The 22414-nt window shown below is 68.9% G+C and carries 24 protein-coding genes and 1 pseudogene; 7 read left to right on the top strand and 18 right to left on the bottom strand.

Annotation, left to right across the window (positions count from 1 at the left end):
- The 3 genes and pseudogenes from VGF12_RS19225 to VGF12_RS19235 all read left to right on the top strand — a co-directional run.
- Positions 1 to 1340 (top strand): annotated as a pseudogene (locus VGF12_RS19225) (hypothetical protein); the annotation flags it as partial.
- A gap of 23 nt (positions 1341 to 1363) precedes the next feature.
- Positions 1364 to 1795 carry a DUF6970 domain-containing protein gene (locus tag VGF12_RS19230; RefSeq protein ID WP_331177660.1) on the top strand — a complete coding sequence of 144 codons (432 nt, stop codon included), beginning with the start codon at positions 1364 to 1366 and terminating at the stop codon, positions 1793 to 1795.
- Between the two features lie 22 nt (positions 1796 to 1817).
- Entirely contained in the window at positions 1818 to 2252 is a 435-nt protein-coding gene (locus VGF12_RS19235) for a VOC family protein (RefSeq protein WP_331177661.1), read from the top strand.
- A 1-nt stretch (position 2253) separates the two neighbouring features.
- On the opposite strand, the gene VGF12_RS19240 is transcribed toward VGF12_RS19235, so the two are convergent.
- Genes VGF12_RS19240 through VGF12_RS19275 form a run of 8 tightly spaced genes read right to left on the bottom strand, consistent with a single transcriptional unit; the run spans position 2254 to position 9413 of the window.
- The gene (locus VGF12_RS19240) at positions 2254 to 3495 is read right to left on the bottom strand and encodes an NAD(P)/FAD-dependent oxidoreductase (RefSeq protein WP_331177662.1); all 1242 of its coding nucleotides are present in this window, start codon (positions 3493 to 3495) and stop codon (positions 2254 to 2256) included.
- The gene (locus VGF12_RS19245) at positions 3492 to 3782 is read right to left on the bottom strand and encodes a c-type cytochrome (RefSeq protein ID WP_331177663.1); all 291 of its coding nucleotides are present in this window, start codon (positions 3780 to 3782) and stop codon (positions 3492 to 3494) included. The genes VGF12_RS19240 and VGF12_RS19245 overlap by 4 nt, the downstream gene beginning before the upstream one ends.
- Positions 3783 to 3793: 11 nt before the next feature.
- Positions 3794 to 4873, bottom strand: a complete 1080-nt coding sequence (locus VGF12_RS19250) for a class I SAM-dependent methyltransferase (RefSeq protein WP_331177664.1) — start codon at positions 4871 to 4873, stop codon at positions 3794 to 3796.
- Entirely contained in the window at positions 4870 to 6945 is a 2076-nt protein-coding gene (locus tag VGF12_RS19255; RefSeq protein ID WP_331177665.1) for a putative bifunctional diguanylate cyclase/phosphodiesterase, read from the bottom strand. The genes VGF12_RS19250 and VGF12_RS19255 overlap by 4 nt, the downstream gene beginning before the upstream one ends.
- A complete protein-coding gene (locus VGF12_RS19260) occupies positions 6942 to 7697 on the bottom strand; it encodes a uracil-DNA glycosylase (protein WP_331177666.1) in 756 nt (251 codons plus the stop codon). Before VGF12_RS19260 ends, VGF12_RS19255 begins: the two co-directional genes overlap by 4 nt.
- Positions 7694 to 8176: a ribosomal protein S18-alanine N-acetyltransferase gene (rimI, locus tag VGF12_RS19265; RefSeq protein ID WP_331177667.1), complete on the bottom strand. Its 483-nt coding sequence runs from the start codon at positions 8174 to 8176 to the stop codon at positions 7694 to 7696. Before rimI ends, VGF12_RS19260 begins: the two co-directional genes overlap by 4 nt.
- Positions 8173 to 8856 carry a tRNA (adenosine(37)-N6)-threonylcarbamoyltransferase complex dimerization subunit type 1 TsaB gene (gene tsaB, locus VGF12_RS19270; RefSeq protein ID WP_331177668.1) on the bottom strand — a complete coding sequence of 228 codons (684 nt, stop codon included), beginning with the start codon at positions 8854 to 8856 and terminating at the stop codon, positions 8173 to 8175. Before tsaB ends, rimI begins: the two co-directional genes overlap by 4 nt.
- Positions 8857 to 8912: 56 nt before the next feature.
- On the bottom strand, positions 8913 to 9413 hold the full coding sequence (locus VGF12_RS19275) for a TspO/MBR family protein (protein ID WP_331177669.1): 501 nt from the start codon (positions 9411 to 9413) through the stop codon (positions 8913 to 8915).
- 205 nt (positions 9414 to 9618) lie between these two features.
- On the opposite strand from VGF12_RS19275, the gene VGF12_RS19280 reads away from it, so the two are divergent.
- Positions 9619 to 9792, top strand: coding sequence for a hypothetical protein (locus VGF12_RS19280; RefSeq protein WP_331177670.1), 174 nt, complete (start codon positions 9619 to 9621; stop codon positions 9790 to 9792).
- Positions 9793 to 9905: 113 nt separating this feature from the next.
- Positions 9906 to 10592 (top strand): signal peptidase I, encoded by a 687-nt coding sequence (lepB, locus tag VGF12_RS19285; protein WP_331177671.1) that lies wholly within the window; start codon positions 9906 to 9908, stop codon positions 10590 to 10592.
- A 3-nt stretch (positions 10593 to 10595) separates the two neighbouring features.
- Here lepB and VGF12_RS19290 read toward each other — a convergent pair whose 3' ends face one another.
- The 3 genes from VGF12_RS19290 to VGF12_RS19300 are packed head-to-tail and all read right to left on the bottom strand — an operon-like array spanning position 10596 to position 14821.
- Positions 10596 to 12569 carry an FAD/NAD(P)-binding protein gene (locus VGF12_RS19290; protein WP_331177672.1) on the bottom strand — a complete coding sequence of 658 codons (1974 nt, stop codon included), beginning with the start codon at positions 12567 to 12569 and terminating at the stop codon, positions 10596 to 10598.
- 46 nt (positions 12570 to 12615) lie between these two features.
- Positions 12616 to 13887, bottom strand: coding sequence for an ABC transporter permease (locus VGF12_RS19295; protein ID WP_331177673.1), 1272 nt, complete (start codon positions 13885 to 13887; stop codon positions 12616 to 12618).
- Between the two features lie 4 nt (positions 13888 to 13891).
- Complete coding sequence (locus tag VGF12_RS19300) at positions 13892 to 14821, bottom strand: ABC transporter ATP-binding protein (protein WP_331177674.1); 930 nt, start codon at positions 14819 to 14821, stop codon at positions 13892 to 13894.
- Between the two features lie 134 nt (positions 14822 to 14955).
- Between VGF12_RS19300 and VGF12_RS19305 the strand changes: the two genes are divergently transcribed.
- Positions 14956 to 15858, top strand: coding sequence for a lactate/malate family dehydrogenase (locus tag VGF12_RS19305; RefSeq protein WP_331177675.1), 903 nt, complete (start codon positions 14956 to 14958; stop codon positions 15856 to 15858).
- Positions 15859 to 15965: 107 nt separating this feature from the next.
- The gene (locus VGF12_RS19310) at positions 15966 to 16403 is read left to right on the top strand and encodes a hypothetical protein (protein WP_331177676.1); all 438 of its coding nucleotides are present in this window, start codon (positions 15966 to 15968) and stop codon (positions 16401 to 16403) included.
- A gap of 21 nt (positions 16404 to 16424) precedes the next feature.
- Here VGF12_RS19310 and VGF12_RS19315 read toward each other — a convergent pair whose 3' ends face one another.
- The 7 genes from VGF12_RS19315 to VGF12_RS19345 form a co-directional block, all read right to left on the bottom strand.
- Positions 16425 to 17555 carry an acyl-CoA dehydrogenase family protein gene (locus VGF12_RS19315; protein ID WP_331177677.1) on the bottom strand — a complete coding sequence of 377 codons (1131 nt, stop codon included), beginning with the start codon at positions 17553 to 17555 and terminating at the stop codon, positions 16425 to 16427.
- 327 nt (positions 17556 to 17882) lie between these two features.
- Entirely contained in the window at positions 17883 to 18548 is a 666-nt protein-coding gene (locus VGF12_RS19320; protein ID WP_331177678.1) for an SDR family oxidoreductase, read from the bottom strand.
- Positions 18545 to 19177 (bottom strand): LysE family translocator, encoded by a 633-nt coding sequence (locus VGF12_RS19325; RefSeq protein ID WP_331177679.1) that lies wholly within the window; start codon positions 19175 to 19177, stop codon positions 18545 to 18547. Before VGF12_RS19325 ends, VGF12_RS19320 begins: the two co-directional genes overlap by 4 nt.
- Positions 19178 to 19180: 3 nt before the next feature.
- Positions 19181 to 20359: an acetyl-CoA C-acyltransferase gene (locus tag VGF12_RS19330; protein WP_331177680.1), complete on the bottom strand. Its 1179-nt coding sequence runs from the start codon at positions 20357 to 20359 to the stop codon at positions 19181 to 19183.
- 90 nt (positions 20360 to 20449) lie between these two features.
- On the bottom strand, positions 20450 to 21259 hold the full coding sequence (locus tag VGF12_RS19335; RefSeq protein WP_414710148.1) for a hypothetical protein: 810 nt from the start codon (positions 21257 to 21259) through the stop codon (positions 20450 to 20452).
- A gap of 95 nt (positions 21260 to 21354) precedes the next feature.
- The gene (locus VGF12_RS19340; RefSeq protein WP_331177681.1) at positions 21355 to 22146 is read right to left on the bottom strand and encodes a transporter substrate-binding domain-containing protein; all 792 of its coding nucleotides are present in this window, start codon (positions 22144 to 22146) and stop codon (positions 21355 to 21357) included.
- A complete protein-coding gene (locus tag VGF12_RS19345; protein ID WP_331177682.1) occupies positions 22146 to 22388 on the bottom strand; it encodes a DUF3297 family protein in 243 nt (80 codons plus the stop codon). Before VGF12_RS19345 ends, VGF12_RS19340 begins: the two co-directional genes overlap by 1 nt.
- Between the last annotated feature and the right edge of the window lie 26 nt (positions 22389 to 22414).

Raw genomic sequence — 22414 nt, forward strand, 5'->3', positions numbered from 1 at the left:
ACGTGAAGGCGCGCCAGGCCCCGGGCGCGAAGCCGGTCAAGGGGGCGCCGGCCAGCGGCTTCCGCACGATGGCCGGGCGCGGCCTGTCCGACGTGGGCGCCACGCTGAACCAGGGTGACAACCCGCGCGACGACCCCTGGCCCTTCAACCACGTCTTCTCGCACAAGCCCTACCAGCCGTTGCGGACCGACGAGGCCTACACCCACACGCTGGTCTCAGGCAACGACGGCCAACTGATGTCCACCGACTTCACGCGCGACCGCGACGACCGCGAGGGCCTGGCGCGCGAGATCGTCGTCGAGCGCCCCGCCGCCTGGTTCAAGGCGAGCAAGGACAAGGTCGTCAAGCTCGCCCTCTACGCGCATGGCGGCCTGAACAACGAAATCGGCTCCATCCAGCGCATCCGCGTGCTGGCGCCCTACTTCACCGCCAACGGCATCTATCCGCTGTTCTTCACATGGAAGACCGGCCCCGGCGAAACGCTGAAGGACATCCTTGAAGACCTCAAGCACCGCGTCGTCGATTCGGCCGACCGCAGCGCCGGCTGGCTGGATCGCCTGCGCGAGGTCGCCGCCGAGGCCAAGGACCGCGCCATCGAGGCCGTGGGCCGCCAGTTCGCGCGTGGCATCTGGAGCGAGATGCGCGAGAACGCAGAGGGCGGGGCCACGGCCGATCACGTGTTGGACCTGACCGCTCGCATGCTGCGAGAACTTCGCGACGACCTGGCCAAGAGTGGCAGGACGCTGGAGATCCACCTCGTCGGCCACTCAGCCGGCTCCATCCTGCTGGGTCACCTGCTCGGGCGGCTGGGCGACGCCGACGTCGTCCAGGTCGCCAGCTGCGAGCTGTATGCCGCTGCCTGTTCCAGCGGCTTCGCCGTGCAGCATTACGGCGCGGCCCACCAGGCCGGGGTGCTGTCTTTGAGTCGGCTGCGCCTGCACGTGCTGACCGACGCCAACGAGCGCGCCGACGGCCTACCCAGTGCCGAGCGAGACATCTACGGAAAATCGCTGCTCTACCTCGTTTCGCGCGCGCTCGACGACATCCGCAAGCAACCCCTGCTAGGCATGGAGCGCGCACTGATCAGGCCCGACCCGGCCTGGGTGGACGACCAGTGGAGCGGCCCGCCGAACGCCGACATCGCGGCCTGGCTCAAGCTTTGGCCGGCCGGCGACCTGTTGCAAATCGTCGCATCGCCCAAGGTCCGCACGACCAAGACCGGTGACCAGATCGACGCCAGCCACGGCAGCTTTGACAACAACATCGACATCCTGACCGGCACGCTAGAGCGCATCCGTGGCGGCGCTCTGGTCTCGCCGATGGAGTGGCTGGACTACTGACGGTTGCACCATACTGCGCCACCATGCGCTTGCCCACTTCACCCATATCACCCACCTGGTGGTACGCAGGCCTTGCCGCCGCACTCCTGCTGTCCGCTGGAGCCATCGCCGCCAGCGACGCACTCTCGTGGGACGTGGAGGCACCCCCCGTCGCCTCTCCCGACCCGGCCATGCGCGAGCGCATCGACGCCTTCGAGGCCGGGCGGACGCGCGAGCGCACGTCGATGATGGCGCTCAAGCGCACGGATGGCCGGGTGTTCTACCTGGTCAACGCGCCCTGCTGCGACCATTTCAACTACCTTTACGACGCTGACGGCCGGCGCATCTGCTCGCCCAGTGGAGGCTTTGGTGGCACAGGGGACGGCCGCTGCCCCGCCTGGGTGGCTCAACTGGGGGCAGCCCCGTCGCGGAGCGCGCAGGCCACGGACAAGCCGACGGCGGCACAGGGCTATTGAGCCCGGGCCGACAATCTCAGCCATGAAATACCTACACACCATGGTCCGCGTCCATGACCTGGACGCCTCGATGCGCTTCTTCCGCGATGCCCTCGGTCTGACGGAGGTCAGGCGCTCCGAGCATGAGGCCGGCCGCTTCACGCTGGTCTACCTGGCGGCCCCGGGCGACGAGGACGCGCAGGTCGAGTTGACCTACAACTGGCCCGATGCCGATGGCAAGGTCGAGAGCTACACCGGTGGCCGCAACTTCGGCCACCTGGCCTATGCCGTGCCCGACATCTACGCTGCCTGCCAGAAGCTGATGGACCACGGCGTGCTCATCAACCGCCCGCCACGCGACGGCCGCATGGCCTTCGTGCGCTCGCCGGACGGCATCTCGGTGGAGCTGCTGCAACACGGCCCGGCACTGGCACCCGCCGAGCCGTGGACGTCCATGCCCAACACCGGCACCTGGTGAGCTACAGGGCCAGCGTGTCGGTCCAGATGTTGTCGGCCCACGCCTGAGCGAAGGTTGCCTCCTGAGCACTGGCGGCGGGCGACAGGCCGCCCGGCAGTGATCTCATCGTCTTCTCCGCCGCGTCGTACTGGTGGATCGAAGCCACATGCATGGCCTCGGTCGGTGTGATGAAGCTGTAGCAGGTGTTCATCACCACGGGCGCCGGGTTCACAGCCTCGCCCTTGAGCAGTTGCAGCACGGCTGCCGCCGCAAGCTTGGCCTGCTGGTTGGCAAGGTGAGCGGACTTGGGCATGCCCTGTGCCGAGAAGATCGCATCGCCCACGACGTGCACGCCCGGTGCGGCCTGAGCCTCCATCGTCAACCAGTCGACGCCCACCCAGCGGCGGTTCACATTGGCGAAGTCGCGCGCGAGATCACCGGCGCGCTGGGGCGGGATCAGGTTCAGCACATCAGCCTTCACATCCTCGAACTCGAAACGCGCCGTGCCGTCGGCCAGCACCTGCTGCAGCTCGGCATTGGGCCGGTACTCCAGCACGCCTGCGTGATGCTGCGCGAACGCGCGCTCGAACAACGCCTTCTTGCTCTGCACCTCGGGGTTCGCATCCAGCACGAGTAGTTTGGCGCGCGGCTTGGCGCGCTTCAGCCATGAGGCGATCAGGCAGGCGCGCTCATAGGGCCCAGGCGGACAGCGGTAGGGCGCCTTGGGAATGCTCATCAGCACCACGCCGCCGTCCGGGAGGCTCTCGAGCTGGCGACGCAGCGCCAGCGTCTGCGCGCCGGCCTTCCAGGCGTGCACGGCGCGGCCGCCATCGAGGGCGGCACGCAGGCCGGGCACGTCGTCGAAGCTGAAGTCGATGCCGGGCGCCAGGATGAGGCGGTCCCAGCCGATAGCGCTGCGATCCGCCAGCCTCAGGGTCCTCGCGCCGGGATTGATGTCGATGACTTCGCCGCGCACCCGCTTCACGCCCTGGGCCAGCAAACCGTTGTAGCCCAGACTGATGCTGCCCGGATCACGCTCACCGGCGATGACGAGGTTGGACATCGGGCAGGACAGGAAGCCCGCGTTGCGCTCCACCAGCACCACGTCGACGGCCGCGCCGCCCCAGAGCTTCAGATAGCGCGCCGCCGTGGCGCCGCCAAAGCCGCCGCCCACGACGACGACGCGACCGACGCTCGCCGTCGGGCTGGCACAACCGGCCAGCGCGAGTCCGCCTGCCGCGATGAGCTGACGCCGCGCCATCATGGCTGGGCTCGGGCCGCGAAGTAGGCTGCGATCAGGCGCAGCTGTTCCTCGGTATAGCCCTTGGCGATCTGCGGCATGACGGTGCCGGCCTGCCGGCCGCTGCGGTAGTCGGCCATGCGCTTCAGCATCTGGTCGGCGGGCATGCCGGCCAGCGGCGGCATCACGACGCCCTTGGGTCGGCCGTCACTCCCATGGCAGTTGGCGCAAGTGGCCGCCAGGCTGCGGCCGGCATTCACGTCCTGAGCCAGCGCCGGAGCGCACAGCAACAGCATCCACCAAGCCTTCATCCACGCACTCCTCAGAGCTTGTGAGAACGATCTCCGCGTTCAAACCCGAGAGCATCGAACGGTGCACTCAGCGGCGCGAAGGCGATCACCTTGAACAACTCGCCCATCTCGTGCTCGGCCAGCAGGCGATGCGCCATCGCGCGCTCGGCGAGCGACGCGCCGGCCAGCAGATCGGCGATGCCGCAGTTGAGCAGGAAATTCGCCTGGCTGGTGTAGCCCAGCACGACGAGGCCGGCATCCTGGCCCGCCAGCGCTGTGCCGGTGAAGTTGACGTGGGCCGTGATGTCCTTGTCGCCTACGGCGACGAGCGGGTCGGCGTCGGCCTGGTGGGCCTGATGACACATCAACGTGCCACCGCGGCGCTGCGGGTGGTAGTACTCGGCCTCGGGGAAACCGTAGTCGATGAAGAGGGCCGCGCCGCGCTTGAGGGTGCGGGCCAGCGTCGCGATGAAGGCATCGCCCTGAGGATGGATTTCGGTGACGGTGCCGGGCACGAAACCGGTCTCTATCGGCGGCCGCAGCATGCTGTCGCGGTCCTCGAAGGCGAAGCCCTCCCCTGCCGACACCACGCCGCGCTCACGCCAGATCTGACCATCGAAGGCCAGCAACTGCACGGGCATCGCGTCCAGCACCTCGTTGCCAATGACAATCGCCTCCAGCTCGGCCGGCAGCGCGTCCAGCCATTCGACCCGGTCGCCCCAATGGGCAAGCCGCTCGCGCTGGCGCTCGCGCAGGTCGGCGGACAGCTCGACAATGCGGTAGCGCGCCAGTCCCGCATCCAGTGCGTCCAGCTCGACGATAAGCTGCGCCGCCAATGCGCCCGAGCCGGCGCCGAACTCGACGACGTCGCGGCAGCCGCTGGCGTCCATGGCCTGGGCCAGTTGGCGAGCAAGCGCGCGGCCGAAAAGCGGCGACATTTCCGGCGCCGTGACGAAGTCAGAGCCCCCCTCGGGCATCTGACCCAACTTCCGGCGGCGACCGGCGTAATAGCCCAGCCCCGGCTCGTACAGCGCGAGGCTCATGAAGCGGTCGAAGGGCAGCCAGCCGCCGTTTTCGGCGATCTCGGCGTGGATTTTTCGCACCAGTGTCATCGCGCCTTCACCCACGCCTCGAACTCCGCGGCCGGCATTGGCGCACCGACCAGTTCGCCCTGGAACTGCTGGCACCCCCAGCCGGCCAGCAACTGCCACTGGGCGGCGCTGCGCACACCCTCGGCAGTGACGGTGAGCCCCAGGCCCACGGCCATCTGCACGATGGCTCGCGTGATGGCTTGGGCACCGACATCGTCGGGCAAGCGAGCGACGAAGCTCTGGTCGATCTTGAGCTTGTCCAGCGGCAGCTCGGTCAGGTGGGCCAGTGAGGTGTAGCCGGTGCCAAAGTCGTCGACCGACACCGTGAGGCCCAGTGCACGCAGCTGGGCCAGCGTGGCCGGCGCGTGCTCGATGTCGTCGATGAGCATGCGCTCCGTCAGCTCCAGCTCCAGCCAGCGCCCCTGGGCCCCGGTCTCGGCGAGCAGGCGCTCCACCGTGTCGGCAAAGCCCTCGAGGTGGAACTGCATACGCGACAGGTTGACCGCGATGCGCATCGGCCCATGACCGTCAGTCAGGCCCTTCTCGCGCCAGCGTCGCGCCGTCGTGGCTGCCTCACGCAGCACCCACTCGCCCAGCGACAACATCAGGCGGTGGCGCTCGGCCACGAAGATGAAGGCGTCGGGGCTCAACAGGCCGCGCTGCGGATGGCGCCAGCGCAGCAGGGCCTCGGCGCCGGAGAACTGGCCCGTGGTCGCCTCGACCTGAGGCTGGAAGAACAGCTCGAACTCGTTGCGCGTCAGGCCCTGCGCCAGCTCGGCCTCCAGCACCAAGTCGGCATAGGCCGTCTCGGCCAGCGCCGGCTCGAAGAACTGGTAGGTCGCGCGTCCACGCGCCTTCGCGCGGTACATGGCCGTGTCGGCATGTTGGATAAGCTCGTCGGCCTGGCGGCCATCGTCGGGATAGACGGCCACGCCGATGGACGGCGTGACGGACAGCGCACGGCCGTCGGCCTTCACCGGCACCTCCACGACTGACAGCAGCGCCTCCAGCACGACGACGATGTCGGCGCGGGTGGCCAGGTCGCTCAGCAACACGACGAACTCGTCGCCGCCGAAGCGGCCGACGAGGTCGCTGCCACGCAGTGCGCCGACGAGGCGCTCGGATACCGTCGTCAGCACCTGGTCGCCTTCGAGATGCCCCAGGGAATCGTTGACGCGCTTGAAGTTGTCCAGGTCGATGAAGAGCAGGGCCAGCATCTCGCCCTTGCGCTCGGCACGGCGCATCAGCAGGGTCATGCGGTCCATGAAGGCGGCGCGGTTGAGCAGGCCGGTCAACCCGTCATGCAGGGCCAGGTGCTGGATGCGCGCCTCGCTGGCGAGCCGGTCGCGGATATCGCGCACGACAGCCATGCGCAACTTCTCGCCGTCCAGCTCCACGGTGCGCATGATGAGCTCAACGGGTATGCGCGATCCATCGCGGTGCTTGATGACCGTCTCGTAGCGCAGTTCCTGGCTCTGCTGCATGACCTCGCGCACCTTGGGCAGTTCATCCTCGGTCACGAAGGCCAGCACGTGCTGACCGATGAGTTCCCCGGCCGACCAGCCCGTCAATGCGCACAGCGGCGGGTTCACGTCCGTCATGCGGCCATCGCGGTGGAAGAGGATCCCCTCCACCGTCGCCTGCATGAACTTGTCGAGGCGGGTCTCGGACTCGCGCAGCAGTCGCTCGGCCTCGCGGTGGCGCGTGATGTCGTAGACCAGCACCCAACTGCCCAGCAGCACACCGGCTTCGTCGAACTGTGGAATCAGGTGGATCTCGTGGCAGGAGCGTCCGCCGCCGAGCCGCGGCAGCTCGCGCTCGTAGACCACCGATTTGTGATCGCGCACCAGCTCGTCGACCGACAGCCGCACCTGTTCGTAGGCCTCGCTGCCGACGATCTCACTGAAATGCAGGCCGACGATGGACTCCTGCGTGAGGCCAAAGGCCTCGGCATAGCCGCGGTTGGCGAACAGGCAGCGGTGGTCCGCGGCGCCGTACAGGGCGATCCACGCCGGCACGTGGTCCGCCAGCATGCGAAAGCGCGCCGCGTCCAGCGCCTGGCGTTCGAAATCGGGAGCAGTGAGCGCGTTCACGAGGCTTGCATCGTCCGGCGGGCCAGACACAGATCGTCCCAGGCGCCCGCCTTGTCGGCAGGCGAACGCAAAAGATACGCTGGATGGTAGGAGACCACCACAGGCAGGTCACGCCAGCGATGCACCCGGCCGCGCAACCGGCCCAGCGGCTCGGCCAAACCGGTCAGCCGGCGCGCCGCCTGCAGGCCCAGCGCCAGCACGAGGCGGGGCCGCAGTTGCTCGACCTGGGCGGCCAGCACGGCCTCGCAAGCCTCCAGCTCCGGCGGCAGCGGCGCGCGGCCGCGCGGCGGACGGCACTTGACGACAGGCGTCACGAAAGCGCTCGCCCCATCACCGCCCCGGCGCTGGCCGGCTGCCAGCAGCATGCGGTCCAGCAAGCGCCCGGCGTCACCACTCAGGGCCTCACCACCGGCGTCATCGGCCTCGTCCGGCGCGTCAGTCACGACCAGCCACTGCGGCTGCGCCAGTGCGCCACTGCCGAAGACGGCGTGGCGCCGCTGCTCGCACAAGCCGCAGGCACGGCAAGCGGACACAGCCTCTCGCAGCGCCGACAGGCCCAGGCCCGCAAAGCTCGAAGGAGCGGCAGTGGGCGCCACGCGCAGGATGGTCGGCGGCGGCGCAGCAATGACGATGGGTTCGGGCTCCGGTTCTGCGAGCTCGACGACGCCAGCCTCGACCCCGGCCGACGTGGCGGCAGGCAGGCGGAACCCCATCTCGGCCAGCATGGCCCGTTGGCGCGCGTCCCAGCTCATACCGCCACCGACAGGCTCATCAGAATGGCATCCTCTCGGGGCCCTTGCTGCACCGGGTAATAGGCGCGGCGCCGGCCCACCTCGGCGAAGCCGTAACGCTGGTAGACCTCACGGGCACGGGCATTGCCAACGCGCACCTCCAGCCACAGCTGCGGCAGGCCACGGCGGCGGCATTCATCAACCAGGCGGTCCAGCATGACCACAGCCAGGCCACGCCCCTGCCAGGCCGGCACGACGGTGATGTTGAGCAGGTGCATCTCGTCCACACCTGGCATGGCAACCCAGTAGCCCTGCAGTTCAGCACGCGGCCCGCGCAGCACCTCGGCGGGATAGCCGGCCGCCAGCGAGTCCACGAAATTGCCATGCGTCCACGGCACGGGATAGGTCTGGTGCTCGACCGCAATGATCTCGGTCAGGTCAGGGACCCGCATCGCCGCCGCATCGAAGGGCGGCAGGCGGCGCTCCAGCAGCGCGCTCATGACCGTTGCTCTCGCTCGGCCGTCGTCAGCGCGACCTTGTCGCGCACATAGACCGGCAAGGCCTCGGCCGCGTCGCGGGTCTCGCCGCGCTGCCAGGCGGCCAGCGCGAGGGCCCCCAGAGCCGCGGCACGGGAGCGGGCCTGCGGCCAGGCACGCGGCAGGCGCCCCAGGGCGTCGGCGTACTCCGCCAGCGCCGAGCCGGCCGCAGCGGCCGGCACTCCCCAATGAGCGGCCAGCACCTCGGGACGATAAAGGGCCGGTGCCTCAACGGCAGTCCAGGCTCCCTCAGCCCAGCGGTAGTGGGCAGCGTAGATCTCCCCGATGCGCGCGTCCATGGCCACCCAGACATCATCCCCGGCGCCCTGGGCACGTGCGTCTTCCGCGACCAGCATCAGGCTGTCGACAGCCAGCACTGGCTTGTCCAGGCCGAAAGCCAGACCCTGTGCGACCGCGCAGGCGGTGCGCAGGCCGGTGAAAGCGCCGGGGCCTTGGCCGAAGGCGACAGCGTCCAGTTCGGCCATGTCCAATCCAGCACCGGCCAGCAAGGCCTTGACCTCCGGCAGCATGCGCGCCGACGCCTGGGCCCCGCCTGCGGCCTCGAAAACCCGCGTCTGCCCCGGCGTCACGAGGGCCAGGGCCATCGTGTCGGTGGAGCTGTCGAGAGCCAGGAGCGAGGGCATCGGGGCAGTGTAACTTTGGGGGTCACCGCCGGACGGACGCCTTCGCCCCAGAGGGGCTAAAGCAACTGCGGATTGCCCTGCCAGACGGCCCAGGTCAACGCCGAAGCAAACCCGGTCCAGGCGAGGTAGGGCAGCAGCAGCAGGCCCGCTGCACGGCGGATGCGCCAGAACGCCGTGGCCGTCGCAGCAACCAAGCCCAACAGCAGTAGCACGTCGGCGAAAGCCAGCGCGCCCTGATGCCAGGCGAAAAACAGCCAGGACCACAACGCGTTCACCCCCAGTTGCGCCAGGAACAGGCACAGGGCTGCGCCCCGGCCGTCGGCGCCCCGCTCTCGCCACACCAGCCAGGCCGCGATGGCCATCAGCAGATAGAGCACCGACCACACCGGTCCGAAGACCGTCGGAGGCGGGGCCCAACTGGGCCGCACAAGCTGCCCATAGAACGCCTGCGCGTCGCTGGACGCGATGGCCCCCAACGCGGCAGCCCCTCCCACCAGGACCAGCCAGCCCAGCAAGGCGATCGCCTGGGAAGGCATCCAGCGGCGGGACGTCGGCATGTCGAGGCTCCTGAATCTCGGGGTGTGGAATTCAGCCTCCACCTTACGCCACGTCGCGCCCCCGCCGGAGCGGCGGAGGCCCGCACCCCTGGTAGGAACTCGCCTACGGTGCTTGCGACCGGAATCCGACGCGCGCCCGCTGGCCACCCCTCTAGAGTCGCCTGACGGTTCGGAGCCTTGCTCCGCCTCAATGCCTGGAGGTGCCATGTCATTCGCTCTCTACATCCTCGGGCTCGCGGTGCTGCTGGGCGGCATCGCATGGGCCTTGATCACAGCCGGTCTGGCCGTCACCTATGTCGCTATCGCCTGCCTCATCGTCGCGGGCATCGGCATCATGATGGCGGTGTCCCGCACCCGGGCCAAGGACCCGCCGTCCTGATGCTTCGCAGGCCGCAATCCCGTTCGGCCGCCGCAAACGCCATTCACGCCGCCCCACCCGCCATTCGCCCGCGCTTATCGCGGCCTCACGGCGGCGCAGCGCACCATGCGGCCATGAACATCCGGCCCTTCCTCCGCGAGAACCGCGGATTCATCCTTTTCCTGCTCAGCTTTGCGCTGTTCCGCACGGCGGTGGCTGACTGGAATCCCATCCCTTCCGGCTCTATGCGGCCGACGCTGCTGGAAGGTGACGTCGTCCTCGTCAACCGCCTGGCCTACGACCTCAAGCTACCGCTGACCAACGTCGTGTTGCTGCCGCTGGCCGAGCCGCGACGCGGCGACGTCGTCACGCTGAGCTCGCCGGCCGACGGCACCCGCCTCATCAAACGCATCGTGGGCCTGCCGGGCGACCGCATCGGCATGCGTGACGGCGTGCTGGTTCTGAACGACCGCCCCCTGTCCTATAGCAGCAGCCACACGCTGGGCGAGATCGTCAAGCCGGGCTGGGTCGTTGATGCGATGCGCGCCACCGAGGACCTCGCCGGACGGTCGCACGCGGTGCAGTTCATGCCCGCGCTGCCGGCCAGGCGCGACTTTCCAGAGACCACCGTGCCGCCGGGCCGCTTCTTCGTGCTCGGCGACAACCGCGACAACAGCGAAGACTCACGATTCATCGGCACCGTGCCGCGCGAGCTGCTGATCGGCCGCGCCCACCATGTGCTGGTGTCGGTCGACTGGCTGGGCGAGGACGGCTGGCGCCTGGCGCCGCGATTCGGGCGCTGGGCCATGGCGATCCGCTGATCGCTACATGCGGCCGTCTCGCTCGGACCAGCGGAAGTCATAGACCGGTCGCACGACGTCATTGACAAGTTCCATCACGGCCCGATGGCCCTGTGCAAATGCGGCGTTGGTCAGCGAGGTGGCTGCGGCGTCCGAGTTGGCGATCGCGATGCGGCCGAAGCGCTGACGACCGACGAGCCAAGGCGCGTCCTCCGCGTCATACAACTCGTTGGCGCCGCCGGCGTAGCCGTGTGCCCAGCGGCAAACCGTAATGCCGGCGATGTCACGCGCAGCATCGAAACCTCCTCCGCCCAGCATGCGATTCAGTTGGGAACGAATGTCCCGTTCCAGCGACTCGAAGGTCATGGCCTGCAGCGTCGCGCGCGCCGCCTTCCAGCGCTCGCGCGGCGGCAGGCCGTTGTGGCGCTGGTCCAGCACATGCCGCGACAGGTTCATGAAGAGCACGGCCGGCTCATCCGGCGTGCGCGCGTTTTCGTAGGCGCCGCCCCACTCCGGCATGACCCAGGGCGTCGTGAACGCGAAGGGCATGCCGCGGCTGCCGATGCCGTAGACCCCCAGCTTCTGGAAAGCCTTCCAGTCGCGGATCGCGACGAAGCTGCGCAATTGCGCCTTGCGCACCGCCCGGCTCAGCGCCGCCTTCTGCTCCACGGGCAGATCGGGCACCAGGTAGGGCACCATCGCGTTGAAGCAGGCCATCACGACGGCGCCAGCGCGCACGCGCTGTGCCCGCCCGTCCTGTACATAGGTAATGTCGACTGCGCGGGCGCCCCCTGGATCGCCGACATGCGCGGCGCGCACCACCATGCTGGAGAGCCGGATGCGCACGTCGCTGCCCGGACGGTCGAGTCGGTCGTAGCGCATCTGCGCACGGATCGAATCTTCTGCGGTGCTGCCGGGCAGCGAGCCGGGCACCAGGTGGCGGATCAGCAACCGCGCCACGCCGGCGTTGCCATCCGGGAACTGGATCAGCTCGCCTACGTCAGCGACCACGTTGGAGCGCCGCTCGACCTTGGGGAGTCCGAGGCCTGCAAAGGACTGCGGGTAGCTGCGCGACGCAGCCCAGGCGCTCATGGTGTCGTAGCCGGCCGAGCTGTTGTCCATGTCGTTGCCCCAGCCGGCGACGTGGTAGGCCACGGCCTCGGGCGGGATCCTTGCGACGTTGAGCAGGTAGTCGGTGAAGGACATCTGGCGCAGCCGGCGGATCTTCTCCTCCACGGCCAGCCCGGCCATGTGGTCGGTCGCGTCCGTGAAGTACCTGACCATGCCCAGCTTGACGGGCTCGGGCAGCGGCGTGGTGTCGTAGTGCGCACGCAGCCGCTCGGCCGTGATGCCCTGCATCGACGGGTTCAGCACCAGCCGGTCGCTGCCGAAGTCCTCGCGGTTGTAGAAAGTCCCGGGGCGCAGGCCCGCTGCGGCGAAGGCATCACGATCAGCCGCCACGTGGCGGCGGTAGCGCTCGCGGTCAATGCCGATGTCCGCCAGCATGCGCAGCGACTCGGGCGAGAAGGTGCTGAGGTTCCAGAGCTCCTGCGTGCCGCCGCAGACCAGCAGTTGCCGGCCGCCGACGTCGAACTCGACGCGGCGCGCATGGCCGCCAAAGTCATCACAGCCGTCCAGCAGCAGCACCCTGGCACCGGGCATTTGCTGACGGTAGGACCAGGCCGCGGCCAGCCCCGACATACCGGCGCCGACAACGGCGAGGTCATAGTGCTCGCCGGTGTCCGCTGATGCGCCGAAGCCCTTGCCGTCGCGCACCGCGTGGCCGGCCTCCATCGCCGCGTTCTCGAAGCCGCGCAAGCCCTGTCGCCGCGGCGCCGCAACGCCATCGTTTGGCAGCGGCGCTGCCGAATGTGCGCTGCCGGCCACCGACAGCGCCGCGGCCCCGGCCGCCTGGGCCATGCCGTCGAGGAAGTCTCGGCGCGAGATCGGGCGGTCCATGCCCAAAGCGCGATCGTCGGCACTGCGGTGCTGGCCCATGCTCCCCTCCTGCGATGGCGGCCGCGTAGTGTCCGCGATGTGCAGCTCACTCCTCCCAGCGGAAACGCCAGACCGCAACCAATCCGAACGCCGCGCTGAAGCCCAGCATCACGGCGCTGGGCAGCAATGCCTCGGCGAAAGGCTGGCCTCGCCAGGTCATCGCATCCAGCGCGTCCACAGCCCAACGGGTGGGCACCGCCAGAGACAGCGTCTGCAGCCACTCCGGAAAGATGAAGGCCGGCACCCAGGCGCCGCCCAGCATGACCATCAGCAGCGTCGCCAGGATGGCCAGGCCACGCGTGGCCTCGGGCGTGCGGCCCAGCGCGGCGACGAGCAAGCCGAAGCTGGCAGTAAGCAGCGAGAAACAGACCAGCACCAGCGCGAAGCCCGGCAGGCTACCCAAAATGCGAACACCAAAGGCGGCGATGGCAACAGCGTAGATGACCACAAAGACGATCAGGGAAATCAGTGCGCTTGCCACGATGCGGCTGCCCAGCAACTGAGCGCGCGACAGCGGCGCCGCGCGCAAGCGCTTCCACAGTCCCAGGCGGCGCATCAGCAGAAGGCCCAGTGCCAGCTCTACCCCGCTCATCAGGATGAACTGCACGCCCATGCCCGCAAAGGAGTGGGCATAGCTGTTGTAGGCCACCGGCGCGGCATGGGCGTTGGATTGCAGCGCCTCGATCTCGCGCGTGGTGTAGGGCAGGGACAAGCCACCGGCCCGAGGCGCGGAGACCGCTGCGTCGGCTTGCTGCACCTTGCCAATGGCGCCGAACATCTTCACGAGGTCGTCGCGCTGGCCGGCGGGCAGGCCGGCTGCGTCCCGCACCTGCTGCTGCATCGCCTCCAGCCCTGCGGCGCTGAAGGTGGCACGGCTGACCTCCTGCATCAACGTCTGGGCCAGCAGGCCGCGCACGACGGCTAGTGCACTGGCCTGCGAAGGGTCGTAGTGCAACACGATCTCGGGCTTGCTGCCGCCAAACATCGCGCTACCCGCCTGTTCGCCGAGGCCAGCAGGCAGCACGGCCGCCGCGCGCAGCTTGCCGGCGCGCACCTGGGCCATGGCGTCGGCTTCGTCGGTGACGGTGGTCTTCAGCGAACCCTCGGCCTGCAGCGCAGCGACGACGCTGCGCGACAGCTGGCTGCCATCCAGGTCCACCACGGCGATGGGAATGCCGGCCATCTTGCTGGTACCGCCGAACAGGGTGCCGAAGAAGGCGGCGATGAGGATGGGCGCGACGATGCTCATCAGCACCGCGCGACGGTTGGAGAAGTGGAGCTTGATCTCCGCGCGGACGAGTGCGAGAAGGGCTTGCATCGTTTCAATCCCTGAGCTGGCGGCCGGTAAGTTGCAGGAAGACGTCTTCGAGTGTGGCGCGCGCCGAGGCCAGGCCGCGCACCTGGATGCCACGCGCCGCCAACGCGGCGAGCAGGGGCCCGGTGTCGCGGCCGATGTCGGCCACGCCGACGTCCAGGCGCTGGCCCACCCGCTGCACGCCGGGCAGGCCCTGCAGCAGCGCGTCGTCGGGCTCGCCGGCCAACTCGACGTGCAACGTCTGCGCGGCCGGCAGCAGCGCATGGAGCTGGGCCTGAGTACCGCTGGCGACGACGCGACCGTGGTCGACGATGACGATGCGGTCGGCCAGCCTCTCGGCCTCCTCCATGTAATGCGTCGTGTAGATCAGCGCCTTGCCGGCCGCCTTGAGCCCCTCCAGGTTGTCGAAGATGGCGTTGCGGCTCTGCGGATCGACGCCGGCCGTGGGCTCGTCGAGCAGGATGATCTCGGGGTCGTGGATCAACGCGCAGGCAATGTTGAGGCGTCGCTTCATCCCACCGGAGAAGGTGGCGGGCCGGTCCCCGGCACGGTCGGTCAGGCCAACCATGGCCAGCACCTCGTCAGTGCGGCGCTTCAGCAACTCCGGCGGCATGCCGTAAAGGGCGCCGAACAGCTCGAGGTTCATGCGCGCCGGCAAATCCTCGTAGAGCGCGACGTCCTGCGGCACCAAACCGATGCGGCGCTTGTAGCCGGCCTCGTCGGAGGCCAGGCTGACGCCCCCGGACAGCGTCACGCAACCGGCGTCGGGCACCGTCAGGCCGCAGATCATGCCCACCGTCGTCGACTTGCCGGCCCCGTTGGGGCCCAGCAGGCCCAGCACCTCGCCGGGGCGAAGTCCAAGACTGACGTCATGCACGGCCATCCTGTTCCCGTAAGCCTTGCGCAGGCCGCGGGCCACCAGCACCTCGTTCGTCATGCCGCCATCTCCTGAATCGAGCTGACGTCCATGCTAGGCCCCCGTCTGGGCACCGCCGACGGGGTTGCGACGAACGGCGAGCGGGCGGCGCGAATCGACGGCAGCGGCCGTGGGCGACGCGCCATACTGCCGCCATGAAAGCACGCATCGGCATCATCGGCACCGGCTGGGTCGGCACCAGCGTGGCGTTCTCCACTTTGCTGTCCGGCCACGCCGGCGAACTCTGGCTGCACGACCAGCGAGCCGACGTCGCCGAGGGCGAGGCCATGGATTTGGCCGACGGCGCGGCCTTCTACCCGCGCTGTGCAGTGCGGGCGGTGCCCCTGGAACAGATGCACGGGGCCGATATCGTGGTGCTGGCCGCAGGCCGCAACGGCCGCCCGGACGAGAGCCGGCTGGAACTGCTGCGCGACAACGTCCGCATCGCTGCCGGCATCGGCCGCGTGCTTGCCGGCTCAGACGCCATCGTGCTGGTCGTGACCAACCCGGTCGACGTGCTGACCCGCGTCGTCACCGAGGCCAGCGGACTGCCGCCGGAGCGCGTCATTGGCACCGGCACGCTGCTGGACACCGCGCGGTTGCGCGAGCGTCTGGCCGGACGGTTGGGGCTGTCCACACAGTCCATCCATGCCCAGGTCGTCGGCGAGCACGGCGACTCGTCGGTCGTGCTGTGGTCGGGCGCGCGCGTGAACGGCGTGGCGCTGCGCGACTGGCCCGGCTGGCAGACAGAAGGGGAGGCGTCGCTGGCCCAGCAGGTGCGGCGCGCGGCCTATGAGGTCATCCGGCGCAAGGGCGCCACCAACCATGCCATCGGACTGGTGACGGCCGAGCTGATCGGCTGCATCGTCAATGACGAACGCCGGCTGTTGCCGGTCAGCCGCGTGCAGCCCACAGGCGTCTCGCTGTCGCTGCCGGCGCTGGTCGGCGCGAGCGGTGCGCTGCGCGTCGTCGAGCCCGCCATGGACGCGGCCGAGCGGGCGGCGCTGGAGGCATCGGCGTCGCTGCTGGCGCGCGCCTACGAGTCACTGAACAGCTGATCGAACGCCCCCCCGCGCTGGGGGGGACGAATGCGCTGCGGCTTGAATCGCCCCAAGCGCCCGCCTACGGTCAAAGCGTCGGATTCCGACAGCCCAAGGAGGATCTCATGAAGAAGCTCTCTGCCGGCCTGCTGGCGCTTGCCCTGACTTGCGTGACACCGCTGATCCAGGCACAGGAGGCCAAGCCCTACAAGGAAGGGCAAGTGGTCGAGGTGTCTTACATACGGACCAAGCCTGGCCGCTTCGACGACTACATGCAGTGGCTGGCCACTTCGTACCGACCGCTGATGGAGGCCAACAAGAAGGCCGGCCTCATTGTCGGCTACCGCATTTTCGCCGCGCAGCCCCGGCATCCGAATGAACCCGACCTGATCCTGACCATCACCTTCCCCAACATGGCGGCTCTGGACAGGATTGAAGAGAGCGAGGCGATCGCCACCAAGGTGATGGGAAGCATGGCCACGCAGAACAAGGCCACGGCCGAACGCGGTTCGCTGCGTGAAGTGCTGGGCAGCGAGCTGATCCGCGAGCTGGTGCTGAAGTGAAGCGCGCCAGCGCGCCCAGCCTCAGGCCAGCGCGCGGCCGATCAGGATCTTCTGCACTTCGCTCGTGCCTTCGTAGATCTGCGTCACCCGCACGTCACGGTAGATGCGCTCCACGGGGAAGTCACTGAGGTAGCCGTAGCCGCCGTGGATCTGGATGGCCTCCGAGCAGACTTTCTCGGCCATCTCGCTGGCGAACAGCTTGGCCATGGCGGCCTCCTTCAGGCAGGGGCGACCGGCATCCTTCAGGCTGGCTGCGTGCCAGATCAGCTGGCGCGCGGCTTCGATCTGCGTCGCCATCTCGGCCAGCTTGAACTGCACCGCCTGGTGGTTGAAGATGGGTTGGCCGAAGGTGACCCTGTCCTTGCTGTAGCGCAGCGCAGCCTCGAACGCGGCGCGCGCCATGCCCACGCTCTGCGACGCGATGCCGATGCGACCGCCCTCTAGGCCGGACAGCGCGATCTTCAGGCCCTGCCCTTCCTCGCCCAGCCGGTTGGCGGCGGGCACGCGGCAGTTTTCGAACAGGATCTGGGCCGTGTCGCTGCTGTGCTGGCCCATCTTCTCCTCAATGCGCGCGACCGAATAGCCCAGCGTGTTCGTCGGGACGACAAAGGCGCTGATGCCCTTCTTGCCGGCGGCCTTGTCCGTCACGGCCATCACGATGGCCACGTCGCCCTGCTTGCCGCTGGTGATGAACTGCTTGACGCCGTTGAGCACGTAGTCGTCGCCATCGCGCACGGCCATCGTGCGCAGGCCGCCCGCTTCGGAGCCGACATGCGGCTCGGTCAGGCAGAACGCGCCCAGCATGTCGCCACGCGCCAGCGGCTTCAGGAAGCGCTCCTTCTGGTCGTCGCTCGCAAACGCCATCAGGATGGAACACACCGGGCAGTTGTTGACGCTGACCACCGTGCTGGTGCCACCGTCGGCGGCCGCGATCTCTTCCAGGATGAGCGACAGCGCGAGGTAATCCAGCCCCGCACCGTCCCATTCGGTCGGCACAGCAACGCCGTAGCAGCCCAGTGCAGCAAGGCCTTTCAGTTGCTCCGCGGGGAAGTGATGGGTCCGGTCCCAGGTGGCGGCATGGGGGGCGATCTCTGCCTGTGCGTAGGCGCGGATGGCGTCCTGCACGGCGAGATGGTCTTCGGGGAGGAGCATGGGTATTGCTTTCCGACATCGTTGGGGGATGGCGGTATTGTCGGGCGCCCGCGACTGCGTCCGGCACCCGCGGCGCAAGCGCAGAGCCTTGGTCCGAGAGGGCTTGTCCTCGACCTGCCTGGCGCCGACCTCCCGAGGAGCGGCGTCGAATTCGGCGCGCCAGGCTTGCGCCGCGAGAGCGATCGAGGGCATGCCGCTGGATGCCCGCGCACCGCTCCGCCTTTGATGCGGTCAGAGGATGGAGCGTTGTCCGTGCCGGCGGGGCTCGTCGTCAGCCCCTTCCGCAGCCCACGCGAGCTGGCCGGGCCAGAGGCTCGCACTCAACACTTACCAGGCCAGCCGTTGCCCGTCATAGTTGAAGAAGCTGCCTGTGTCCGCCGATTTCACGCTGGCCAGCACGGTGCGCATGCCGGCGATGCTGGTCGTCGCATCGATGTCGGCACCGGCGCCGCCCATGTCCGTGCGCACCCAGCCGGGATGGAAGCTAACGACGATGGCCTGGCCCGCGAGGGCCAGGGACGCATCCCTCATCACCGAATTCACGGCGGCCTTGGACGCGCGGTAAAGCCAACCGGTCGAGCTGGCGCGCAGCCCCAGCGAACCCATCTTGGACGAGATGATGGCCACTCGCGCGCCGGGCGCCAGGGCCTCGGCGATCTGAGGCAGCAGGCGCATCGGAGCCAGGACGTTGGTGTGCATGACGGCGTCGAAGTCGGCGGCCGAGGGAGTCTCCAGGCCCGTGGTGGTGGGACCGTAGACGCCAGCGTTGATGACGACCACGTCGAAGCGCTCCCCGTCGATCAGCCACGCCAGGCCGGACACGCTGGCCGCGTCGGCCACGTCAAGCTTCAACGCGCGGGCACCGTGGGCATGCAGTCGCTCCAGCGCGGCGTCGTCGCGCGCCGTGGCCGTGATGCGCGCACCGGCGGCGCGGTATTGCCGGACGAATTCGAGCCCGAGGCCCCGGGAAGCACCGACGATGAGGACATTCATGGTTTGGTGAGGGCCAGCTTTGCAGCCAGCAATGTGAACAGCCCGGCACCGCCGAGGTTGAGACCGCGCCCGACCCAAGGTCGCGGCTTGCTGCGACGCAGCGGCGCGACGAGGGCGATCAGCACGAGCAGGAAGAGCAGCCCCTGCGCGATGAACCACGCGCCGAGGAAGAGGAAAGCCAGCGTCTTGCTCGGCGCGGCGGCGTCGATGAACTGGGGCAGCAGCGCGAGGAAGAACAGTGCCACCTTGGGATTCAGCGCATTCGTGAAGAAGCCCTGTCGCGCTGTGCGCCACAGCGATTGCGGGGCGCCGACCTCCACTGCGGCAGGTGGAGGCTTCAACCCCGCCCGCGCCATGCCCCATGCCACGTAGAGCAGGTAGGCGGCGCCCACCAGCTTGATGGCCATGAAGGCCTCGGCTGACGTGGCCAGCAGCGCCGCGAGACCGAACGCCGCCGCCAACGTGTGCAGCACACAGCCGCCCATGATGCCCAGCGCCGCCGCCACGCCCTGGCGCCAGCCGCCGCGCAACGTGCTGGCAACGGTGTAGGCCATGTCCACGCCGGGGGTCGCGTTCAGCACGAACACCGTCGCAGCGAACAGCCCGAGGTCATGGACGCCGAGATGCACGGCTTAGAGCAGTTCGACGGCCAGCGCGGTCGCCTCGCCACCACCGATGCACAGCGCGGCCATGCCCTTCTTCAGGCCGCGCTTCCTCAACGCGCCCAGCAGCGTCACAACGATACGCGCTCCGCTGGCACCGATGGGATGGCCCAGCGCCACGGCGCCGCCATGCACGTTGACGATGTCATGCGGCAGCTTGAACTCGGCCATGGCGGCCATCGTGACGGCGGCGAAGGCCTCGTTTACCTCCCACAGGTCCACATCGCCGGCCTGCCAGCCGGCCTTGGCCAGCGCCTTCTGGATGGCGCCCACCGGAGCCGTGGTGAACCAGTCCGGCGCCTGGGCGTGCACGGCATGGCTGACGATGCGGGCGACAGGCTGCAGGCCACGCGCCTTGGCGGTGCTCTCGCGCATCAGCACCAGGGCCGCGGCGCCGTCTGAGATGCTGGACGAGGTGGCGGCAGTGATGGCGCCATCCTTCTTGAAGGCGGGTTTGAGCGTGGGGATCTTGTCGAGCTTGGCCTTGAAGGGCTGCTCGTCGAACTTGACGAGGGTGTCGCCCTTGGGGCTGGTGATCGTCACCGGCGCCATCTCCCAATCGAAGCTGCCGTCCTCGTTGGCGGCCTTGGCGCGCTGCGTGGAAGAGATGGCGTACTGGTCCATCGCCTCACGGCTGAAGGCGTACTTGGACACGCACTGCTCGGCGAACACGCCCATGGCCTTGCCGCGTTCATAGGCGTCTTCGAGGCCGTCCAGCGCCATGTGGTCGTAGACGGCGCTGGCGCCGTATTTGATGCCCTTGCGCGCGAACATCAGGTGGGGCGCGTTGGTCATACTCTCCATGCCGCCGGCCACCATGACGTCGGCCGACCCGGCCACCAGCATGTCGTGGGCGAACATCATGGTGCGCATCCCGGAGCCGCACATCTTGCTCAGTGTCACGGCACCGGCCGAGTCCGGCAGACCGGCCTTGCGCAGGGCTTGGCGCGCTGGCGCCTGCCCCTGGCCGGCCATCAGGCAATTGCCCATCAGCACCTCGTCGACGGCGTCGCCGGGCACGCCGGCACGCTCCACGGCCGCCTTGATCGCGACGGCGCCCAGTTCCCAGCCGGCGAGGCCGGCGAAATCACCCAACAGCCCCCCAATGGGCGTGCGGGCGGCAGAGACGATGACTACTGGGTCGGACATGATCTGTACTCCGTTGGTAACTCCGATGCGCCATTGTGGCGCCGCGGCGCCGGCGCCGCGACCGAGCCGGTCCAATGCCTCGGCCTGCCGCTAGGAATCCCTCAGCCAGACCGCGGTGGGAACCAGCCCGCACTCGACCGGCCGGATCTCGGGCTCCAGCCGCCGCACGGCCTGACAGAGCTCGCGCCAGAAACTGCGCGCCCAGTCGGGATGGTCTTGCGCGAGCTGCGGAGAGGCCGGCGCGAAATAGGGCAGCTTTGCCACCACCGGCGTCCATTCGACGAAGCCGGCGCGCTGCTCGGCGCTGAGGATTTCTCGGGGAGTCAGCAGCAGGTCGAAGCGGCGCGCCTGCAGCATCGTGAATTCGCTGTCGAGCAGGTTGACCAGCTCGACCGTCCAGCCGCGCTCGCGCGCGATGGCTTCCTGCACCGACCCGGCCAGCACGCCCACGCGAAGACCGGGTGGCAGACGTCGACCGTCCCAGCCCGGCTCCATGGCAATGTCCCCACGCCCGAACAGCGCCAGATGACCGAAGACCGGCGCCCAGGCCACGTCGGGCCTCCCCTTGGCATCGAGCGGGAACCGCAGGTCGCGCATCCGTTCAGCAGTGATGCCGAACAGCAGCGCAATGTCGATCTGGTCCTGGGCGAGCGAGACGGACAAGCGCCGGTTGGGCAAGCGCAGCAGTTCGGCGGTGCAACCCAGGCGCTTGAGCGCTTCGCGCACGGCCACCACCTCCCAGCCCGGCGGGTTGGCAAAGGATGTCCCCTGGCCCATCAGACCTGGAGGCGACGCCGTGTCGTTAAAGCCGATGCGCAACGGCTGGGGACAGGCCGAACCGGCAATGGCCGCACGTGCCAGGCACAGCAGCACCAGGACAAGCGACGCGAGCATCGGCAACCTCAACATCGGCCCAGTTTAGGCAGATGGGCGCCCGGCGGGCGCAGGGGCTACCCTCGCCAGCTTCATGAAGCGGCGATGGGCAGCCGTCGTGATCAGCGCGGTGGGCGGCCGCAGTCCTGCCCGCGCGACTCGGGGGACAGGCGGCGCGTGGCAAGGCAGAGCTCGCGCCAGAAATCGGCCACGAATTCCGGATGCTGGGCATGGACCGCGCGACTGGCGGGGGCGAAGTACGGCAGCCGTTCGACCAGCGGTGCCAGCTCGACCAAAGCGTCCTCGCCGCTGAGTTGCGACAAAGGCAGGGACTCGCGCGCACTCAGTAGCAGCTCAAAGCGGCGTGCGCGCAAGGCCAGCACGCTGGTCTCGAAGGAGCTCGCCGCCTCAACCGGCCAATGCCTGTCGCGAGCCAGCGTTTCCTGCACCGAGCCCGCGACCACGCCGACCCGCACGCCAGCGGCCAGAGTACTGCCATCCCAGGCCTTGAGCGCCGGGCTTCCCGCCAGGCCGTACAAGGCCAAGTGACCGACGACCGGCGCCCAGGTGGCGTCCGCGCGGCCGGCGGCGTCAACGGGGAAACGCATGCCGCGCAGGCGCTCCGTCGTAGCGCTGAAGAACAGGGCAAATTCCAGTTCACCGACTTCCAGGCCGCGCAACAGACGCCGCCCCGGCTGGCGCACCAACTCGGCCGTGCAGCCCAGGCGCCGCAGCGCGTCGCGCGCTGCCTGAACGCCCCAGCCGGGTGGGTCCTGGAAACCTGGCCCACTGCCCATCAACATCGGCGCCAACGCCACATCGCTGAAGCCGATGCGCAGCGGCTTCGGACAGGACGCAGCGAGCGCCGGCAGGCAGGCCGCCGCCAACAGCAGTGCGCCCAGCAGCGTGCGCATCAGCGGTAGAAGGCCTCGACCGCGCCCTTGAGCTTGATGCATAGCGGCCGGCCCTTGCGATCCAGCGTCTTGCCAGCAGGCACCTTGATCCAGCCCTCGCTGATGCAGTATTCCTCGACGTCGTGGCGCTCCTTGCCGTTGAAGCGGATGCCGATGTCATGCTCGAAGACGGCAGCGACGTGGTGAGGGCTGCGCGGATCCACGCTGAGGTGGTCGGGCAGGTCGGGACGGGGGTCGGTCATGGTTGGGTGGCGAAGGTTTGCAGCCC

Origin of the sequence: Roseateles sp., assembly GCF_036404855.1 — a bacterium.
Lineage (GTDB): Bacteria > Pseudomonadota > Gammaproteobacteria > Burkholderiales > Burkholderiaceae_C > Pelomonas.

What these genes read in the sequence shown, in the direction of transcription:
- VGF12_RS19230 (WP_331177660.1), top strand. Translation starts at nt 1,364, where the DNA reads ATGCGCTTGCCCACTTCACCCATATCACCCACCTGGTGGTACGCAGGC.
- VGF12_RS19235 (WP_331177661.1), top strand. Translation starts at nt 1,818, where the DNA reads ATGAAATACCTACACACCATGGTCCGCGTCCATGACCTGGACGCCTCG.
- VGF12_RS19240 (WP_331177662.1), bottom strand. Translation starts at nt 3,495, where the DNA reads ATGATGGCGCGGCGTCAGCTCATCGCGGCAGGCGGACTCGCGCTGGCC.
- VGF12_RS19245 (WP_331177663.1), bottom strand. Translation starts at nt 3,782, where the DNA reads ATGAAGGCTTGGTGGATGCTGTTGCTGTGCGCTCCGGCGCTGGCTCAG.
- VGF12_RS19250 (WP_331177664.1), bottom strand. Translation starts at nt 4,873, where the DNA reads ATGACACTGGTGCGAAAAATCCACGCCGAGATCGCCGAAAACGGCGGC.
- VGF12_RS19260 (WP_331177666.1), bottom strand. Translation starts at nt 7,697, where the DNA reads ATGAGCTGGGACGCGCGCCAACGGGCCATGCTGGCCGAGATGGGGTTC.
- rimI (WP_331177667.1), bottom strand. Translation starts at nt 8,176, where the DNA reads ATGAGCGCGCTGCTGGAGCGCCGCCTGCCGCCCTTCGATGCGGCGGCG.
- tsaB (WP_331177668.1), bottom strand. Translation starts at nt 8,856, where the DNA reads ATGCCCTCGCTCCTGGCTCTCGACAGCTCCACCGACACGATGGCCCTG.
- VGF12_RS19275 (WP_331177669.1), bottom strand. Translation starts at nt 9,413, where the DNA reads ATGCCGACGTCCCGCCGCTGGATGCCTTCCCAGGCGATCGCCTTGCTG.
- VGF12_RS19280 (WP_331177670.1), top strand. Translation starts at nt 9,619, where the DNA reads ATGTCATTCGCTCTCTACATCCTCGGGCTCGCGGTGCTGCTGGGCGGC.
- lepB (WP_331177671.1), top strand. Translation starts at nt 9,906, where the DNA reads ATGAACATCCGGCCCTTCCTCCGCGAGAACCGCGGATTCATCCTTTTC.
- VGF12_RS19290 (WP_331177672.1), bottom strand. Translation starts at nt 12,569, where the DNA reads ATGGGCCAGCACCGCAGTGCCGACGATCGCGCTTTGGGCATGGACCGC.
- VGF12_RS19295 (WP_331177673.1), bottom strand. Translation starts at nt 13,887, where the DNA reads ATGCAAGCCCTTCTCGCACTCGTCCGCGCGGAGATCAAGCTCCACTTC.
- VGF12_RS19300 (WP_331177674.1), bottom strand. Translation starts at nt 14,821, where the DNA reads ATGACGAACGAGGTGCTGGTGGCCCGCGGCCTGCGCAAGGCTTACGGG.
- VGF12_RS19305 (WP_331177675.1), top strand. Translation starts at nt 14,956, where the DNA reads ATGAAAGCACGCATCGGCATCATCGGCACCGGCTGGGTCGGCACCAGC.
- VGF12_RS19310 (WP_331177676.1), top strand. Translation starts at nt 15,966, where the DNA reads ATGAAGAAGCTCTCTGCCGGCCTGCTGGCGCTTGCCCTGACTTGCGTG.
- VGF12_RS19315 (WP_331177677.1), bottom strand. Translation starts at nt 17,555, where the DNA reads ATGCTCCTCCCCGAAGACCATCTCGCCGTGCAGGACGCCATCCGCGCC.
- VGF12_RS19320 (WP_331177678.1), bottom strand. Translation starts at nt 18,548, where the DNA reads ATGAATGTCCTCATCGTCGGTGCTTCCCGGGGCCTCGGGCTCGAATTC.
- VGF12_RS19330 (WP_331177680.1), bottom strand. Translation starts at nt 20,359, where the DNA reads ATGTCCGACCCAGTAGTCATCGTCTCTGCCGCCCGCACGCCCATTGGG.
- VGF12_RS19340 (WP_331177681.1), bottom strand. Translation starts at nt 22,146, where the DNA reads ATGCGCACGCTGCTGGGCGCACTGCTGTTGGCGGCGGCCTGCCTGCCG.
- VGF12_RS19345 (WP_331177682.1), bottom strand. Translation starts at nt 22,388, where the DNA reads ATGACCGACCCCCGTCCCGACCTGCCCGACCACCTCAGCGTGGATCCG.